Source organism: Campylobacter concisus, from assembly GCF_902460415.1.
Classification (GTDB): domain Bacteria; phylum Campylobacterota; class Campylobacteria; order Campylobacterales; family Campylobacteraceae; genus Campylobacter_A; species Campylobacter_A concisus_Y.
Map to the genome: position 1 here is coordinate 15,955 of NZ_CABPTY010000004.1, position 16,630 is coordinate 32,584.

A 16,630-nucleotide genomic window follows, 5' to 3' on the forward strand; every position below is an offset into this window, starting at 1 on the left:
AGCTTTAAAAATTTCTCAAAATTACCGACCAAGAAAGTAAAAATTTTATTAAAGTTTAGCTTTTCATTCGAGCTTAGTTTAAATAGCACTCGTTAGTGCCCCTACCTTTGCGAGACATTATAAAAAAAGCTAACAATCTGTTTTGCTAGACGTTCTTTAAAAAACGGCCAAATGTAGCTTGGCGAATAGACATTGCCAGCTTGCATAAGCGAGATATTTGTCGCCTTTTCGCCACCATTTTTTGGACGCACTAGCACGCTTACTTGCATGTGATAAGTATAGCTATTTGTACTAAAGTCATCATCGTCGTAATAGCCAAATGGGAAAAACATCGAGTAACCAAAACCAAAGCTTGGTCTACCAAAGCCATATCCCATGCCCATCGAAAATCTAGGATCTCTTTTGATTATCCTGGAAAAGCTTTGTACATCGCCAAGGATGATGAAGTCGGCATTTTTGATATTTGGCTCGTTTCTGAAGCCAGCCTTTGCAAACTCACTTAAAATTTCAGTATTTACATCTTGTCCGGTCGCGCTATTTTTAAAATTTACATAGACGCTTTTATTTGCTTCATTAAGCGTAAAAAATATAGGCTCGCTCGTTTTAACCGAGATATTTGGAGTGCTGCTAGCACATCCAACAAAAAATATCGCCAAGACAAATAAAAAGAAATTTTTCATATTCACTCCTACAAGAGCGATCTTATAGCACTTTCAAGTACACTTTTTGGTGTAAGACCGATAAATTTTGATCGCATCTTACCATCTTTATCAAAAAAATAGATAACTGGCACGCCCATGACTCCACCAACTGCCTTACTAAAGTAATCAACCGAAACCTTATCGCTCGTAGTTTTAAATGTAATATTGTGCTCTTTTAAAAGCTCAATATCTTTATCAAAACCCTTGCTAGGCCCCAAAATTCCTATGAATTGAACCTCTTTACCATACTCTTTTTCAAGCGTATTTAGATCAGGTATTGCGGCCTTGCATACTCCGCAGTCAGTGCCAAAGAAAAATAGCATATATGGCTTATCGTCTATCTTTAGGCGCTTTTCTGTTGGGAAAAATTGCGTATCAATGCCGCTTGAGTCATTTAGCGTGATATGATGCTTCTCATACTGCTTGACGCAGCCCATAACTAGGGCTGAGACTAGACATAAAAATAAAATTTTATATCTCATTTGGCACCTTTGGGTTTTCAATAGTTCGAATTTTCTCTAATTTACCATGTCTTAGATAGACGATCTTATCACCATACTCGCCAAGATCAGGGTTGTGAGTTACTAGAAGTATCGTCTTGCCATCTTTTCTTAGCTTGCAAAATAGATCAAGTATAACTCTTTCATTTGCTTCATCAAGGTTACCAGTTGGCTCATCTGCTATTAAAATTTCAGGATCGTTTATGAGCGAGCGTGCGATACAAAGGCGTTGTTGCTCACCACCACTTAGCTGACTTGGTCTGTGTGTTAGCCTGTGAGAAAGACCAACTGCCTCAAGCGCTTTTTTAGCATCCTCTTCATCAACTGAGCTGTGATAGTACTGAGCGATCATCACATTTTCAAGTGCGCTAAGATATGGTACTAAGTGAAACTGCTGAAAAATAAGACCGATCTTCTCGCGTCTAAATTTAAGTGTATCATCAGCATTTAGATTGCTCGCATCATCCCCACCGAGCATATAAGTACCACTGCTTGGAGTATCCATTAGAGAAAGGATATTTACAAGCGTACTCTTACCACTACCACTTGGTCCCATTACGCTGACCCACTCACCTTTTTTAACCTCAAAATTTATATCATCAAGTGCTTTAACATCGCCAAAAATTTTACAAATATTTTTTAATTCTAGTGCATTTTGCATATCATTCTCCTCTTAATGTATCTGCCATTTTATTATTAAGTGCCCGTTTGATCGGATAAAATGCTGCGATCGCTGCAAATAAAAGCGATATTATCACAGCTACTGGGATGCTTAAAATTCTAAAATCAATACTAGAATCAAATATCGCATAACCTAAAATTTGAGCTAGTAAATATCCTAAAAATGCACCAACTAATGCTGAGATGAGCGCTGTCACAAATGTTTCAAAACCAAATAGATTTAGTACATCTTTTTTGCTTGCACCTATGGCTCTAAGAAGTGCGATTTCCTTTGAGCGAGAGAGCAAGATAGCACTAAGCGTTGTGTTTACGCACATTGAAGTAATGAGCAAAATAACAAGGCTAACAAGTGCCATTAATAGCTTGATCTTTTCCAAGATATAGCCCTCAGACTTTGAGACCTTTGCCACTGGTTTTGCAGCTATTTCTTCATTGCTTATAGTCTTTGCAAGCGATGTTATCTCATCAAAGTTACCAAGCACAACAGCTTCAGCATAGTTTATTTTGCCAGCTTTATTTGAAATTTTTTGAGCCAAAGATAGTGACGTGATCAAAAGTGCATCCTCTTTATCACCACTTGCAACTACGCCTTTTATCTTTACATTTATGCTCTCATTTGAGCCAATGGCACGAATTTCTATATCATCACCTGCTTTAAAGCCAGCCTGACGAGCTAGATCGACGCCTATTAGCACGTTTTTATCGTCAAAATCGACATTTATCATCGTTCCATCTCTAACATCTAAAAATGGTTTAACTTTTTTTAGATTACTAAATTTTGTTCCCATGACGATAGCATTTGTTGGACCGATATTTGCCTGAGCAAAGAGATAACCGCTCTCGCCCAAGAGCTTATCTTTTGGTACTTTAGCGATCATCTCATTGTAAGTTTTTTCACTCATATCATCGCTTGAGGCCATATCTTTTGGAGCAAAGATCATATTTGCACCATAAGTTTTTAGCTCGCGTGAGACCTTTGAGTCGATATCAAGATAGACATTGACAAACGCAGCACACACGCATGCTCCAAGCAAGATAGAGATCACGATGACCATTACTCTTGATGAGCCGTTTTTTAAACTTTTATAAATTGTATTGTAAAAGAATTTGCTATTTGCGGTCATATAGCACCTCCGCAGGTAGTAAATTTATGACGTTTCTCATTGGCATTAGTGAGCCAACAACTGAGATGAGCAGGGCAAACGCCACACTAATTGGTAACACGATCCACGCTATGCCTATGCCGTGAGAGAAGATGATGTAAGACATCACGTAGCTTAGCGCGTATCCTAAAAAGGCTCCCGTGATACCGGCGAAAAATGCCACCACTAGGCTTTCACTAGCAAAAAGGGCGTAAATTTCAAAGTTACTTGCGCCTATGGCTTTTAAAAGGCCGATCTCTTTTTTACGGCGGTAAATTTCACTTGTCATTAGCGATGTTATGCCAATGGCTGAAACCACAAGAGCGATGATGCTAACGATACCCATTAGGCTTTGGATTTTCTTTACTATGTTACTCTCAGCATCACTTACTTGAAGGCTTGCCTTTGCGCTAACATTTGGTAAATTTTCTTCTATCTGAAATGCGATCGAGCCAGCGTAGGCTGAGCAGTACCATTTATCGTACTCTGCGCTATCAAGATTGTCTAAATTTCTTCTTGCTTTTAACGATAGGTCATTTTCTGGGATCGTCATAGCTGAGACTTCAGCCTTTGTATATGAGCCAGCGTGACCTGAAAGATCTCCAGCAAGCTTTAATGAGCCAACTAGCTTATGCGTCTCGTCACTAGCTCCTTTTAAAATTCCAACTATTTTAACCTCTCTTGTACCATTTTTGCCCACAAGGCTAAGCTCGTCGCCAACCTTTAAATTTTTAGCCTTAGAAAGTTCTTCGCCAACTAAAATTTCATCCATACTTTCATCTTTTGGCCAAACACCCTCAACGCCCCAAAATCCATACAAGCTCTTAACGCCTGTGCTAAATTCTGGCTCATCTTTTAGACCGATATTTTTATCAAAATAGGTTCCTTCAAAAGCGAATTCAATTCCTTTTTCATCTTTAACTTTTGCTTCTAAAAACGGCGCAAAAGCAACGATATTGTTTCTCCAAAAGATCTCTTTTATCTTGTAGATATCAGCCTCTGGGAGTAAATTTTGTGATTTTAGTGGAGTGAAATTTTTACCCTCGATCTCGATGCTTAAACTCTCACCGCGCGGTAAAACAACGATATTTGAGCCATATCCTCTAAGCTCGGTTGCTACTTGATCGCCGATTTTTAGCGTGATATTTAGCATGCAAGCTATCAAAAGAGCAGCTAGCAAGATAGTGATAAAGGCCATCGTCTTTTGCACCTTTGAGCCCGTGATCGAGCTTTTTATCATTCTTAGTTGCATATTTTTCATTTTAACGTTCCATTTGTTTCTACATATTTTTCTGGATTTGCTTCAAATTTCGCCTGAGTTTCGTTGCTCTCAAAGAAATATGTGCGTCCGTAGTATAAATATGATCTTGAATCAAGATTGCTCACCTTTTTGCGACTAACTGGGTCAAGCACCATCTTTTCGACGACCTTGCTAAAGTAGTTTGCCCCTGCGACGATCGTTTTGTAATCAACTATGATATTTTTACCATCAAAGGTAAATGCCATAGGGATCGGGTTACAACCACCCTCTTTGCCAACTGACGGTAAGAAAATTCTGACGTTACAAGAGATGCAGATAAGGTCGTTTCCTTTCTTGATATAGCCCATGTCGCCGCAGATCATACACGAGTCAAAGACGATGACTGGAGATGGGCGGTCACTAAAGCGGTTTAGTAAGAAAAATCTTATCTGTTTACCCTCATCTGTGATGTAGGCAAATCTGTGAAGTTCATTATCTTTTAGCATATCAACATCAAATATAAATTTATCTCCCACTGGCTCAACCAAGACCGGCTCTGAAATTTGAGGTGGGCGAGATGCGTAAAGATCAAAATAAAGTGAAAATCCAAGCGCTATTAAAACGCTGCAAAATGCAAATTTTGCATTGTCAAAGACATTTTCTCTAATGGCTTTTGTAAAGCGGTATTTGATAGAGCCAAACGTGCTCTTATCGATACTCTTTGGCACAAAGCAAAGCGCGATGATGCATAAAAGAAGGATCACTACTATGTAAAAATAGGCACTAAATTCTGTGACGTAGATGCCTTTTGCGCTGATAGATAAAATTTGAGAATTTAGCTCGCTACTTATCTTTAAAGCGCCTGCACGTAAAAGCTCAAGTGCAGTTTGTGAGCTTCTATCAACTAGTAAAAATACTAATGTGATAAGAGCTAAAATTTTAGCTATTGATGATGGGATGCTTGCTTTTAAATTTGAAATGAAGAAAAATAAAAATAGTATCAAGATCATCGCAAAGATCATCAAAAAGAAGCTTATGACTGAAAGCGTGTCAAGCAGTTCGCCACCAAATAGCGGGAATAACACACTGCTTGAGCTATAGCCAAAGCCGATGCCGATGCCTAAAATAAAAAACGTTACAATTTTTGCTATCTTAAGCTCGAAAAATATCCATAAAATGCTAATGAGTAGAAAAACCAGTGTCACAGAATCTATGAAAATTTTAAACTGGTCATCAACAAGCGCATGACGAGCAGCTTTAAAGATAAGTACACCAGCAACAACACCAAGAAATGACGGTAAAAAGATCGTTTTTAAACTTTTGCCATTGTTATTTAAGGCAGCAAAAAGCGTAAATCCAAGGAGGGCTAAAAAGACCTGATAGAAGTAAATTGACATAACTAAACCCTATGAGAATTTTTAAAAAGGGGCGAGAAAGCCCCAAAGTGATTATTTAACAGGACCACCTGTCCATTGAAATTTATAAGTTGTTGTGAAAGGCTCAAACCATTTACCAACACCAGTCTCTTTGTCAGCGTGGCGACCAAAGCCTTGTTTTTCTGGATTGTCGATGTGAAATTTAAGCTCATAGTTACCAACACCTGTATCCATTTTTACGTTAGCGCCGTAGTGTGGGCCATCACTTGCAACCATCGGCATAAATGTACCTTTTTTAGTTTTACCATTATCAAGGTTTTTTAGCTCATAGTTGATCTTTAGATATGGGATCCACTCGCCTTCGCCAAAGCCGTTTTTGTTGCCTTTTACAGCGTGGATGTCAGCTTCTAGGTGAAGATCAGCTAAGCTTGGAGCTAGATCAACGCCTTTTGGCTCCATGTCGATTGGCTCAAGATAAACAGCAGCTATCTCCATGCCATTAGCCTCTACAGGCTCGCCGATTGGGTGCTCTCCAGCAAGTGCAAAACCAGCTGCTAGGCTAAGTGCTAGAGCTGAACTAAGAATTTTATTCATATCCTCTCCTTTAAATAAGATTAGTTTTTATTTTGTTTTGATTTCATGATAACAATGCCTATAATTAGGGCAAGCACCATAATGATTTGAGGTATTAAACTCTCGTAATATGGCTGAAGTCCTAGCCAGTCTCTCATCCAGTCAGGGAAGCTAAGTCCTTTTATGATAGTTGGGATGAAAATTTTGCCCTCAACTAGTTCGCCAACACCCTTGCCAACAAAGACGATCGACATATAAAAGATAATAGCTGACGTAAATATAAAAAATGGTTTAATAGGAATTTTAACAGCGAAAATTTTAAATAAGAAATAGACTATTAAAAGAACTATAAGACCTACGACAAAGCCAGCTGCGATCATTGAGTAGCCAGCTGAGTCTTTTGCGTCAAAGATAAGTGCTTGATAAAATAGCACTGTCTCAGCGCCCTCTCTAAATACCGCTAAAAATACAGTCCACCAAAGCGCTGTGCTTGAGCCACTTGAGATAGACTCAGATACATGTGATTTGATGTAGTCATTCCATTTTTTAGCGCCAGCATTTGAAAGAAGCCAGAAACCAACATAAAATAGAAGTCCCACTGCAACAAGCATTGTGATGCCTTCCATAAGCTCTCTTTTTTGACCTGCTGCCTCGCCAAAGATGACGTTCATGATCCACGCCATAACAAAGCTTAAGATGACAGCCACGCCAACTGAGCTATAAACAACTTTGCCCATCGCTTTAGCATTGCCAGTTTTTACAAGGTATGCAACGACGGCTGCAACGATGATAAGAGCTTCAAAGCCCTCTCTTAAGATGATAGTTAGCGCCCAGATAAATAGCGTCCAAGGTGAGCTTGAACCATTAGTTTTCTCAAGTGCGGCTGCTAGCTGAGATGACATTTTGCTTGCACTCTCTTCAAGTGTTTTTTCATCTGCGCCTGATTTCATAAGGGCTACGAGGTTGCCAAATGTAGCTTCGATAGCTGTTTTTAAATTTACATCTATTGCGCCTACTTTGTTCTCCATGCCGCTACCTTCAAACTCATCAAAGTAGATATCTTGGATATCGCCCATAGCTTTAGCGCTATTGCCACCTTTGTAAAGCGCGATGGCTGCTTGAATTTTATCATTTATGTTTTTAACAGTTTGAGTGTAGTCTGTGCCACTATCTTCGCTGCTATCGCTAGATACTGCACTGCTCATATCAACTTTTGCTAGTTTTACTGTTTCAGCTGGAAGTTTTGCAACGGCATCATAAGCTAACTTTTTGATCTCTTCTAGCTTTACTTTAAAGTCATCTTTGCTTATGCCATTTGTGATGCCACTGATCGCTTCACCCATCTTTCTTTGGATGTCAGCATCTATGCTTTTGCCATTTTCTATATATTGGCGAACGGCGATTTCAAGTTGAGTGTTTCTATAATCATTAAATTTAGCATCTTGGATAGAATTTTTAGCATCATCTTGTTTATCGCCCTCGTAGCTTGCTATAGCTTTATCTAGAGCAGCTGATAAATTTTCAAATGCCACCTTCCACTCAGGGATAAATTTAGAAGTGTCATAGCCACTTGCAGCAGCTTGTGCTGGGCTGTCTGAGTACTCACCAACAAGCTTATGACCATTTAAAATAACTGGCAAAACTTCAGCGATTTCGCTATTTATCTGATCTATTCTTTTTTGCACATCATCTGGTGCTTCGCCAGCTTTTATCGCCTTTCTGATCTCGCCAAACTGTTTCTCCATAGAGTAAGCTTTTTTCTGACCTAAATTTATTCTGATGCCAGCTTCGACATCTTCAAACAGACCAAAATAAGCATTTTGAGTATCGCTAACTGCTTGCTCGATGTTGCCAGCTCTATACTCTGTTATTACTTTTTGTAATGACTCTTTTATCTGAGCTGCGACTTGTGTATAGTCGTCATTTTTTGCCACAAGCCAGATAGGCAGTAGCATGATAAGCATAAATTTAAAAATTTTATTCATTAATTAAACCACCTGTGAGATTATTTTAAAGTGAAATATTACCAATGCTTTACTTTGATTAAAATAAAAACGATTATCATAAAAGAATGTAAATTGAAAGTATAAATAATATTTTTTACAATCTAATAATTAACTTTACCTAAATTTAGGGCTTTAGAGGATCAGAGCAAAATTTCATATCGGGATAAAAAAGTTATATATTTTTGATAATTTCAATAGATAAGAAAAATTATTGATGAAATTTTAGATTATAAAAATCATAAAAAATAATTTAAATTTTATAAATTTAAAAGGAGAGCAAGCGCCCTCCTTAGTGTTATACGTTTAATCCTGTATTTCTTAGCATAACGCGTTTGCGGTATACATTTGACACATCGGCTGCATCACCAACCAAAAGTGCATTTGTAGCACAAACTGCCGCACACATAGGTACTTTACCCTCAGCCATTCTATTTTGGCCATAAAGCTCTCTCTCTTCGTGTGAGTTTGTTGGCTCTGGACCGCCTGCACACATGGTGCATTTATCCATAACGCCTTTTACACCAAATGCCCCATCTTTAGGGAACTGTGGTGCACCAAACGGACAAGCATATAAGCAGTAACCACAGCCTATACATATATTTTTATCGTGAAGCACGATGCCATCAGCTCTAATGTAGAAACAATCAACTGGGCAAACTTGCTCACAAGGTGCATCAGTACAGTGTTGGCATGCAATGGTAGTTGAAACCTCTTTGCCTTCGATACCATCGTGAAGTGTAATGACCTTTCTTCTGTAAATTCCCACTGGAAGTTCATGAGCAGAAGAGCAAGCAACTTGGCAACCATAACAACTAATGCATCTATCAGTATCTACGAAAAATTTCATTCTTGCCATTTTATTCCTCCTTACTCTTTACCCATGGCGTCTCTCTCGCCATATTCATGGAAAAACGATGTTTTAAATGTATTTTCCTCAGCTTTTTCTATACGGCAAAGGCCTGCGTTAAACTCTGAAATTTGAGTAACTGGGTCAAATCCATAGTTAGTAACAGTGTTATAACTTTCACCAATAACATAAGGCTTAGTGCCCTCTGGATAGCGAGCTGAAAGATCAACGCCTTGCATAATACCAGCGAAGTTGTATGGCATACAAATTCTATCTGGAGTTACCATCTGGCTGTGATAGCATCTTACTTTGATCTTTGTGCCTTGTGGACTATGGATCCACATCATATCGCGGTCTTTTATGCCGTATTTTAAAGCTAGCTCTGGGTTAACATTAGCAAACATCTCTGGCGTAATAGCTGATAGATATTTACTAGTTCTTTCGATCATACCAGCACCACTTAGGTTTACGACGCGTTGCGTACTAAATACGATAGGGAATTCTTTCGACCAATCTTTTGCTTGTTGCTCTGACTTAAACTTAGTAGAAACACGGAAATTTCTAGCTTGATCTTCAAATGTCGGATACTTTTGAACAAGATCCCAGCGTGGTGAGTGAACAGGCTCTCTATGTTTTGGAATAGGATCGAGGAATTCCCAAACGATAGCTCTTGCCCTTGCATTACCATAAGGTACAACACCTTTTTCACGGCATTTTTCAAAGATAATACCACTATAATCCATACTCCAGCTTGGTCCCATCTTAGCTTTCTCTTCTTCAGTTAGAGTTATGCCCAAGACTTTTTCTATATTCTCTTTTGTGATTTGTGGATAGCCACCTTTTATAGCTGAGCCAACAAGTGTTGTCTCTTCGCTAGCTAACTGGCTAACGCCATTATGCTCTAGACCAAAGCGATTTCTAAAGCCTGAACCACCTTCAACATAAGGCTTGCTCATATCATATAGTATTGGTGTTCCAGGGTGTTTTTCATCCCATGCTGGCCATGGTTTACCGTAATACTCGCCTTTAACTTCACCACCAATACCTATTAACGTATCTGGATCAAATTTATCCCAGTTTGCTTGATGGCGTCTAAACATCTCGGCTGTTCTACCACCATAACCTATAGAATTTCCAATCCTTGCTATCTCATTTGTCGCATCATCAGGCCATACAAAATCATCTTTTACTTGTTTTATTTCACGATCTACGATACCCATTTTCATGCCTTTTACGTATTCATCGTAAAAGCCAAATTTCTTAGCAAATAAGAACATTACTTCGTGATCGCCCTTACTCTCATAAAGTGGATCAACAACTTTTGTTCTCCATTGTCCTGAGCGGTTTGTGGCACTTAGGTGACCTTCATTTTCAAATGCAGTCGCTACTGGCAAGATATAAACGCCATCTTTTCTGTCTGAAAGGATAGAAATTTCATTTACAAATGGCTCAGCTACAACGATCATATCTAGTTTTGAAGCTGCTTCTTGAATTTTAGCTAAGTGTGCCATAGATGTTAGACCAGTTCCTTGAACCCAAAGAACTCTCAATGCACCACTACTAAATGTGTTCTCCTCTTTCAAGACGCCTTGCCACCATTTTGAAAGTGACCAGCCTTTTTCGTTTCTCCAGTTTCTATCTTCTGGATGTTTAGGATCGTGGTAATAATACTCTTCAAAGACTGTGTTTTTAACAGGAGTACCGCCTTGTTTTGGCTCTTTTGTTGAGACTGCAAAGCGTTTAATAAATTCATCATAATCAACGCCCCAGCCTTTGCAGTAATATTTCCATGCTGCATCAGTTAAGCCATAATACATTGGCAAGCTATCTGAAAGGTTGCACATATCAGTTGAGCCTTGAACATTGTCGTGACCACGAATGATATTACAGCCACCGCCTGCTTTACCCATATTTCCTAGAATTAGTTGAAGGATAGGTAAAATTCTTGTATTTGATGTACCAACTGAGTGTTGAGTGATGCCAAGTGCCCAAACAACAGTACCCGGTTTTGTATGAGCTAGGATATCTGCAGCTTTTAGTAGTTTATCAACTGGTACTCCAGTAACATCAGATGTAACCTCTGGTGTCCAGTGCTCAGCCTCTTTTCTTATCTCGTCAATACCGTAAGTTCTATTTTCTATAAATTCTTTATCTTCCCAACCATTTTTAAGAATGATGTGAATAAGACCATAAACAAGTGCAATATCAGTTCCTGATCTTTGTCTCAAATAAAGATCAGCATGTGCAGCTGTCTTTGTAAAATTTGGATCAGCTACAATTACTTTTGCATTGTTTCTATCTTTTGCTTGTAAAGTGTGTTTCATGCCACCAACTGGGTTTGCCACAGCTGGGTTTGCTCCAATGATAAATATACATTTTGAGTTCGCAGCCATATCTCCAAAGTGGTTTGTCATCGCGCCATAACCCCAAGTATTCGCCACACCGGCGACTGTTGCGCTATGTCAAATTCTTGCTACGTGATCGTTACTGTTTGTACCCCAAAATGCACAAAATTTTCTAAAGTAATATGCTTGCTCATTATTAAATTTCGCAGATCCTAAGAAAACAACGCTATCAGGGCCATCTTCTTTGCGGATCTGAAGCATCTTATCGCCGATCTCGTTTGCAGCTTGATCCCATGAAATTCTTTGCCATTTACCATCAACTTTTTTCATAGGATATTTGATACGTTGCTTGCTGTGTGTAAGGTCGATCTGATCGATACCTTTTGAGCAGTGTGAGCCCTGAGATATCGGATGATGCATCGCCATATCTTGACGAACCCAAACACCATCTTTTACCTCAGCCTCGATACCACAGCCTGCTGAGCAAATAGAACAAATCGTTCTAACCTTTTTTGAGCCAGGGAAAGGATTTTTTATCTCCTCATCACTTGCTTTTCTTATCGTTTCATTTTCTCCAAAAGCCATTGTGCTTCCAGCACCAAGTGCGGCTAGCTTTAAAAATGAACGTCTTCCTATACGTGCATCACTCATGGTTTTCTCCCTTAGTAAGCGATTTTATAGTAGGTTTCCCAGTTCTTGCTTTTTTTATAAAGCACCTCTTTTTTGTTTGACTTGCCAACGACGACACCATTGTCATCAGGAGCTAAGTCGTCACTAGTCACTTTTGCTACGGCTGAGACTGCTAGTACACCGCCGGCAGCACCGACTTTTAGAGATTTTTTTAGAAAATCTCTTCTTGATCCTTGCATTTTTTCTCCTTAGCTCTCAAACTTAAAAATTTGAGAAATTTGGTTTGATTGGTCTTCACAATTTGCAACTTTAGAAATTCTAAAATATTGCAAGGCCTATTTCAGGGCTTTTTATAGCCTAGATTTAAACTCTGCAAATTTAGCATAATTGCAAGATAATCAAAGTAAATATAAAGCTTTAATTAAATATGTTAAGTTATTGTTAAAAATATAAGAAAATATATTTAATATTTTAACTTTTATGAATTTTGAGAGAAAGGCTAATTTAAAGTATAAATTCTAGGGAGAGCTCCCTAGAAAAGATTATTTTAAATCACTTTTATTTATTATAAATGGCACTGATCTAACGCCAGCTGAGAAATATTTTTTACGTAAAGTATCGATCTTGTCGCTCTCTTCTTTGCTAACATTTTTTTCATCTACGTTATAATCTTCAGAGAAATACTTTCTTAAAATTTTAACCTTATCGCTATCACTTTTTGCATTTTTTATATCTTTATAGATCAAAGCACTTTTTTGCAAAGACGATAGTTCATGCACTGGAGTTAGGATGATTTCAACATTATTGTCTTTTAATGTCGTTTCGATCTTTGCTAGCTCGGCTCTACAATATGGGCATTCAGGATCTGAAAACATGATAAGAGTTGGCTTTTTGCTATCATTGCCAAGAGTTATAACATTTGCCTTGTCTTCATTTTTATAAATTTTAGCTAGTGATTTTACTAAATCAAGTGCTGCTTTTTCTGCGATTACCTTTTTTTCTTCAGCCAAATAAGACTTTTGCTCCTTTAAATTTACAACATCAGGAAACATAAGATCGCCCTTAACAAAAGTCACATCTTCTTGAGACATATCTCCTTTGCTAAATTTTAAGCTTACTTTTTCTATATCATCTAAAATTTTAGTGCGTTCTACGACTTTTACATTAACACCATCGATATTTTGATTTTTAAAAACTTCTGAGTAAAAATCTTCTATTTGCTTATCGCTTGCTGCCATTAGGCTAGTTGCCGCTATTATTGAGGCTAAAACCACTTTTTTCATTTTTTTCCTTTTTAAAAATTTGGCGGATTATATTTGCTTTTTGTAAATGAATACTAACCACGAAAGACTCTATCATTTCCTTGCTTCATTATGTCACTCTCAAGGTCAAGTTGCTCAAGATAGGCGATTACATATTTTCTGCTTAAATTTAGTGCATCCTTGGCATTTGTGACATTTACAAATCCTTGGTTTTTGATGATCTCTCTTAGCTTATCAAGTGCCATTTTTAGCGAATTTCTAGTGATAAAAAGATTATGCTCCAGCCTTACAACTCTGCCCATTGCAGTTAGTTTTTTAAGTGCATTATCACCACTTAGCCTATCTATTTCCAGCTCATCATATATATTATAAGGCGCCGTTGGAGCTAGCTTTCCGCTTTCTAAAATTTCATAAATTTTCTCTTCAAGTCTTACTTTTAGTTTGCTTATATCAACGCCCTTTTTTGTATAGACGCCATCATTTTTAGAGATTAAATTTATACTTTCAAGCTCATCAAGTGCTTTTTGAGCCAAATTTTGACTAGCCCAAGCAAGCTTTAAGCTTATACTTTGAGCTGAGAAAACGGCAAATTCATTTTTTTCTATCATAAATTTAACCACAGACTTTATCCGCTCAACCGCGCTTAGATCATAGATATTTAAAGCCTTTTCATCGACAAAGACATTTGAGACTTTTTTAGCCACAGACACGGCCTCTTCGTGACTTAGTCCAAATCTTTGATAAGACGAGATGATGCCAAAGCCATTTTTGTGGGCTTCTTTAAGTATAGAAAATGCCCCAATGAAATCATGCTTTAAAAGTGCAGCCAAAAAGAGAATTTTACCAGCCTTTTTTAGTGGCTCAAGCACAGGATTTAGCACCTTGCCACCTCCTATCACGCGTGCATCTGAGATAAGCACAAATGCCTCGTCAAATTTCAAAAACATATCGCTTTGAAATTTAAAGATAACAAAGTAACTATCATCTTTTTGGCTAAGGATTAGCACCTTTGCAGGCACATTTTTAGCACCCACGCAAAATGTCACGCTTTGAGAGTGGATGAGATTTTTAGCAGTCACGACCGCATCAACCTCTCTAAAACCCCTAAAAAAGCCTTTTTTACTAAGTAGCTGCCCCTTTTTTAGCTCGCTAAGCTCAATGCCAGTTAGATTAAGCGCCACGCGGCTGCTAACTCCAGCGTGCTCTACAAATTTATCATGGCTTTGCACGCTTCTTACTAGCACCTCTTTGCCAGCGTCGTAGTCAAAAAGCTTCTCATTTTTACTAACGCTTCCCTCTATCACGGTGCCAGTCACGACATTTCCGATACCTTTTAGGCTAAAAACCCTATCGATGTAGTATCTAAAAACGCCCTCCTCATCGCGCTTTTTAGCTCTTAGCGTAAAGAGATAGTTTCTAAGCTCGTCAATGCTTGCCTTATCCTTTATACTAACGGCAAAAATTTCTAAAATTTGCAGGTTTTTAAATTTAGAAATTTCATCTCTTATCTCTTTTTTTCTTAAATTTATAGTCGTTTCATCTACGAGGTCACACTTTGTAAGTGCCACGTTCAAAGACTTCACACCAAGAAGATTTAAAATTTCAAGGTGCTCCAAGCTTTGAGGCATAAGTCCGTCATTTGCCGCCACCACAAATAAACACGCATCAAAGCCATACGCGCCACTTATCATCGTTTTTATGAGATTTTCATGCCCAGGCACGTCGATAAATGCGATATTTTCATCATTTTTACTTAAATTTGAAAAGCTTAGATCGATCGTTATACCACGCTTTTTCTCCTCTTCGAGATTGTCTCCCTCAAAGCCGTTTAGCTCCTTTATAAGCGCGGTCTTTCCGTGGTCGATATGCCCTGCTGTTCCTATTATTAGACTCATTTTTCTTCCGTTTCATTTATTATTTTTATTAGTTCATTTACATCGTCATCTAAAAGCGTTCTTAAATCAAGTAAAAATTTATCATTTTCTATGCGGCCAATCACCTTTTTTTGCCTAAATTTCTGCTCATTTAAAACCGCATCTCCACTAACTGCCAAAGCTATACTTGGAATTTTTTTATTTGGCATCGCACCGCCTCCTACAAAGGTTTGTGTACGAACTATCTCAAGCGGGGTTTTTAGATTTTTATTTATAAAATTTGCTAAGTTTTCAAGCTCTTTTACACTTTTGTGAAGCAGTTTTTGCGTTGTGATTAGCTCAAATTCTTTGTTTAAATAGGCTTTCATGCTCTCAGCCAAAAGCGAGATGATCACTTTATCTACGCGAAGCATCCTTAAAAGCTGATTTTTTCTAAGCTTTGCTATGAGCTCTCTTTTGCCGACAATGATGCCGCACTGCACCGCACCAAGCAGTTTATCACCACTAAAGCTAACTAGCGAAACATCCTTTAAATTTTTTAGATCTGGCTCATTTTTGTCTAAGTTAAACGGCAAATTTCCGTAAAATCCACTGCCAAGATCAAAATAATCTATCAAATTTTGCTCATATGCCAATTTACTTAGTTCATTTGCTGTAACCTCTTCGCTAAAACCCACGATGTCAAAATTTGAGCGATGAACCTTTACAAGCATCGCCGTATTTTCATTAATTACCTCTTCGTAGTCTTTTAGCTTAGTTTTGTTTGTCGTGCCAACCTCTTTCAAAAAGCAGCCCGCATTTGCCATCACCTCAGGCACCCTAAAACTACCGCCGATCTCGACTAGCTCGCCTCTACTAACGACGACCTCCCTACCCTTTGCAAAAGTATTTAGCACTAAAAATACAGCACTTGCGTTATTATTTACAACGATGGCGTCTTCAAAACCAAATGCTCTTGCGATCATCTCACCGATATAGTCGTATCTGTTGCCACGACTGCCTGTTTTTAGGTTGTATTCAAGGTTAGAATATCCTGTGATTACCGGAGTTGCACGACTTAAAATTTCTTTATCGATGACACTTCTAGCAAGATTTGTATGTACGGTCACACCAGTTAAATTTAGTACTCTTTGAAGGCTTGATTCATTAAATTTATGATATTCGTTTAGGATTAAATCTATTATTTCTTGCAACGCAAAATTTGCATTTTCATTTAAAATTTTAGCTCTAACTTCATTTAAAATTTGCCTTGCAAGCAATGTGACTAAATTTATATCAAATCCTGAAAATGCTTCGTTTTTTATAATCTTATCAACTTGTGGGATATCTCTTAAATCGCTCAATTTGTACTCCTAGTAAGTTAGTTTTACCAAGCCGTGATTTTAACATAAAAAATATTATAAATTAAACCTTAGAGCAAAAAGGAACATATAAAATTCAGAGTCTATTAATC

At 37.9% G+C, this 16,630-nt stretch carries 14 protein-coding genes and 1 pseudogene; all 15 read right to left on the minus strand.

What is annotated here, in order from left to right; all coding sequences use genetic code 11:
* Positions 1 to 101: 101 nt before the first annotated feature.
* The 15 genes and pseudogenes from FZ940_RS08040 to selA all read right to left on the minus strand — a co-directional run bounded on the left by FZ940_RS08040 (position 102) and on the right by selA (position 16,520).
* On the minus strand, positions 102 to 680 hold the full coding sequence (locus FZ940_RS08040) for a hypothetical protein (protein ID WP_072593881.1): 579 nt from the start codon (positions 678 to 680) through the stop codon (positions 102 to 104).
* An 8-nt stretch (positions 681 to 688) separates the two neighbouring features.
* Positions 689 to 1,183, minus strand: a complete 495-nt coding sequence (locus tag FZ940_RS08045; protein ID WP_103577010.1) for a TlpA family protein disulfide reductase — start codon at positions 1,181 to 1,183, stop codon at positions 689 to 691.
* Entirely contained in the window at positions 1,173 to 1,862 is a 690-nt protein-coding gene (locus tag FZ940_RS08050) for an ABC transporter ATP-binding protein (RefSeq protein WP_054196145.1), read from the minus strand. The genes FZ940_RS08045 and FZ940_RS08050 overlap by 11 nt, the downstream gene beginning before the upstream one ends.
* Before the next feature lies 1 nt (position 1,863).
* Positions 1,864 to 3,006 (minus strand): ABC transporter permease, encoded by a 1,143-nt coding sequence (locus FZ940_RS08055; protein ID WP_148822183.1) that lies wholly within the window; start codon positions 3,004 to 3,006, stop codon positions 1,864 to 1,866.
* The gene (locus tag FZ940_RS08060) at positions 2,993 to 4,285 is read right to left on the minus strand and encodes an ABC transporter permease (protein WP_148822184.1); all 1,293 of its coding nucleotides are present in this window, start codon (positions 4,283 to 4,285) and stop codon (positions 2,993 to 2,995) included. The genes FZ940_RS08055 and FZ940_RS08060 overlap by 14 nt, the downstream gene beginning before the upstream one ends.
* Complete coding sequence (locus tag FZ940_RS08065; protein ID WP_148822185.1) at positions 4,282 to 5,661, minus strand: Fe-S-containing protein; 1,380 nt, start codon at positions 5,659 to 5,661, stop codon at positions 4,282 to 4,284. Before FZ940_RS08065 ends, FZ940_RS08060 begins: the two co-directional genes overlap by 4 nt.
* 51 nt (positions 5,662 to 5,712) lie before the next feature.
* On the minus strand, positions 5,713 to 6,234 hold the full coding sequence (locus FZ940_RS08070) for an iron transporter (protein WP_009294901.1): 522 nt from the start codon (positions 6,232 to 6,234) through the stop codon (positions 5,713 to 5,715).
* A gap of 20 nt (positions 6,235 to 6,254) precedes the next feature.
* On the minus strand, positions 6,255 to 8,198 hold the full coding sequence (locus tag FZ940_RS08075; protein ID WP_148822186.1) for an FTR1 family iron permease: 1,944 nt from the start codon (positions 8,196 to 8,198) through the stop codon (positions 6,255 to 6,257).
* A gap of 316 nt (positions 8,199 to 8,514) precedes the next feature.
* Positions 8,515 to 9,075 (minus strand): formate dehydrogenase FDH3 subunit beta, encoded by a 561-nt coding sequence (gene fdh3B, locus FZ940_RS08080; RefSeq protein WP_148822187.1) that lies wholly within the window; start codon positions 9,073 to 9,075, stop codon positions 8,515 to 8,517.
* A gap of 11 nt (positions 9,076 to 9,086) precedes the next feature.
* Entirely contained in the window at positions 9,087 to 11,741 is a 2,655-nt protein-coding gene (locus tag FZ940_RS08085) for a formate dehydrogenase subunit alpha (RefSeq protein WP_410368988.1), read from the minus strand.
* Positions 11,742 to 11,801: 60 nt separating this feature from the next.
* Positions 11,802 to 12,062: pseudogene (locus FZ940_RS09840) on the minus strand (hypothetical protein); the annotation flags it as partial.
* An 11-nt stretch (positions 12,063 to 12,073) separates the two neighbouring features.
* Positions 12,074 to 12,280 (minus strand): twin-arginine translocation signal domain-containing protein, encoded by a 207-nt coding sequence (locus tag FZ940_RS08095; protein ID WP_009294906.1) that lies wholly within the window; start codon positions 12,278 to 12,280, stop codon positions 12,074 to 12,076.
* Between the two features lie 303 nt (positions 12,281 to 12,583).
* Positions 12,584 to 13,324, minus strand: a complete 741-nt coding sequence (locus tag FZ940_RS08100; protein WP_103580015.1) for a thioredoxin fold domain-containing protein — start codon at positions 13,322 to 13,324, stop codon at positions 12,584 to 12,586.
* Positions 13,325 to 13,377: 53 nt separating this feature from the next.
* Positions 13,378 to 15,198 carry a selenocysteine-specific translation elongation factor gene (gene selB / locus FZ940_RS08105; protein ID WP_148822189.1) on the minus strand — a complete coding sequence of 607 codons (1,821 nt, stop codon included), beginning with the start codon at positions 15,196 to 15,198 and terminating at the stop codon, positions 13,378 to 13,380.
* Complete coding sequence (gene selA / locus FZ940_RS08110; RefSeq protein WP_148822190.1) at positions 15,195 to 16,520, minus strand: L-seryl-tRNA(Sec) selenium transferase; 1,326 nt, start codon at positions 16,518 to 16,520, stop codon at positions 15,195 to 15,197. The genes selB and selA overlap by 4 nt, the downstream gene beginning before the upstream one ends.
* Positions 16,521 to 16,630 lie beyond the last annotated feature (110 nt).

What these genes read in the sequence shown, in the direction of transcription:
- FZ940_RS08040 (WP_072593881.1), bottom strand. Translation starts at nt 680, where the DNA reads ATGAAAAATTTCTTTTTATTTGTCTTGGCGATATTTTTTGTTGGATGT.
- FZ940_RS08045 (WP_103577010.1), bottom strand. Translation starts at nt 1,183, where the DNA reads ATGAGATATAAAATTTTATTTTTATGTCTAGTCTCAGCCCTAGTTATG.
- FZ940_RS08050 (WP_054196145.1), bottom strand. Translation starts at nt 1,862, where the DNA reads ATGCAAAATGCACTAGAATTAAAAAATATTTGTAAAATTTTTGGCGAT.
- FZ940_RS08055 (WP_148822183.1), bottom strand. Translation starts at nt 3,006, where the DNA reads ATGACCGCAAATAGCAAATTCTTTTACAATACAATTTATAAAAGTTTA.
- FZ940_RS08060 (WP_148822184.1), bottom strand. Translation starts at nt 4,285, where the DNA reads ATGAAAAATATGCAACTAAGAATGATAAAAAGCTCGATCACGGGCTCA.
- FZ940_RS08065 (WP_148822185.1), bottom strand. Translation starts at nt 5,661, where the DNA reads ATGTCAATTTACTTCTATCAGGTCTTTTTAGCCCTCCTTGGATTTACG.
- FZ940_RS08070 (WP_009294901.1), bottom strand. Translation starts at nt 6,234, where the DNA reads ATGAATAAAATTCTTAGTTCAGCTCTAGCACTTAGCCTAGCAGCTGGT.
- FZ940_RS08075 (WP_148822186.1), bottom strand. Translation starts at nt 8,198, where the DNA reads ATGAATAAAATTTTTAAATTTATGCTTATCATGCTACTGCCTATCTGG.
- fdh3B (WP_148822187.1), bottom strand. Translation starts at nt 9,075, where the DNA reads ATGGCAAGAATGAAATTTTTCGTAGATACTGATAGATGCATTAGTTGT.
- FZ940_RS08095 (WP_009294906.1), bottom strand. Translation starts at nt 12,280, where the DNA reads ATGCAAGGATCAAGAAGAGATTTTCTAAAAAAATCTCTAAAAGTCGGT.
- FZ940_RS08100 (WP_103580015.1), bottom strand. Translation starts at nt 13,324, where the DNA reads ATGAAAAAAGTGGTTTTAGCCTCAATAATAGCGGCAACTAGCCTAATG.
- selB (WP_148822189.1), bottom strand. Translation starts at nt 15,198, where the DNA reads ATGAGTCTAATAATAGGAACAGCAGGGCATATCGACCACGGAAAGACC.